The sequence below is a fragment of the Pseudomonas parasichuanensis genome, from assembly GCF_021601385.1.
In the GTDB taxonomy this organism is placed as follows: domain Bacteria; phylum Pseudomonadota; class Gammaproteobacteria; order Pseudomonadales; family Pseudomonadaceae; genus Aquipseudomonas; species Aquipseudomonas parasichuanensis.
In genome coordinates, this window is the sequence record NZ_BQHO01000082.1 from 1 (window position 1) to 658 (window position 658).

Genomic DNA, 658 nt, shown 5'->3' on the forward strand with positions numbered 1-658 from the left:
CGCGGTGCATCGGCAGCTTGGCCATGTTCATCTGGTGGCTCACCGAGCGCATGGCGCGATCTGTGTGCTCTTGTTCCAGCAGGTGTTCGAGCAGCCACTTGGACGAGGCTGTGTTCGACTCACCCTGTGCAGTTAACTCCGCCCAGGCCGTGGCCATGCCGTGCAGGCGCAGCTCCTTGAGTTCCGCCATCAAATCACGCATGACCGACCTCCTCGGCCTGGCCACGCAGGCGGTCGTAGCGCGCCGTGTTAGCGACGGGGGCTTCCTTGAGCGACAAGTGGGTTTCGACGCTGGGTGGTGGTTCGGATGCTGTCAGCCGTGCCACGACATTGAGGATGTGTTCGGCGCTCAGGCTGCCGCTCTCCAGTACCAGCTCAACGGCTACCAGCACGGCATCGAGTCCGGCGACCGGTACGGCAGCCAGGACTTGCGCCATGATCCGGTCACCGCCGGCATGACGCCCCAGACCGTGCTTAAGCTGACGCAGCGGCGCTGGCAGATCAGTAAAGGGCGCTCCGTTGCGCAGCGCGCCGGGCTTGCGTTCGATCAGCGGGAGGTAGTGCTGCCAGTCATAGCTGACCTGGTCGCGATCCAGCAAGCGGACATGGCTGGCGATCAGCGCGTCGTCAGCCACCACCTCGATTCGCGTCGGATACA

The 658-nt window shown here is 64.3% G+C and carries 2 pseudogenes; both read right to left on the reverse strand.

Features of this window, described 5'->3' with window-relative positions:
* A pseudogene (gene istB, locus L6D77_RS27040) lies at nucleotides 1–202 on the reverse strand (IS21-like element ISPst3 family helper ATPase IstB); the annotation flags it as partial.
* Nucleotides 195–658: pseudogene (locus tag L6D77_RS27045) on the reverse strand (IS21 family transposase); the annotation flags it as partial. The pseudogenes istB and L6D77_RS27045, both read right to left, overlap by 8 nt.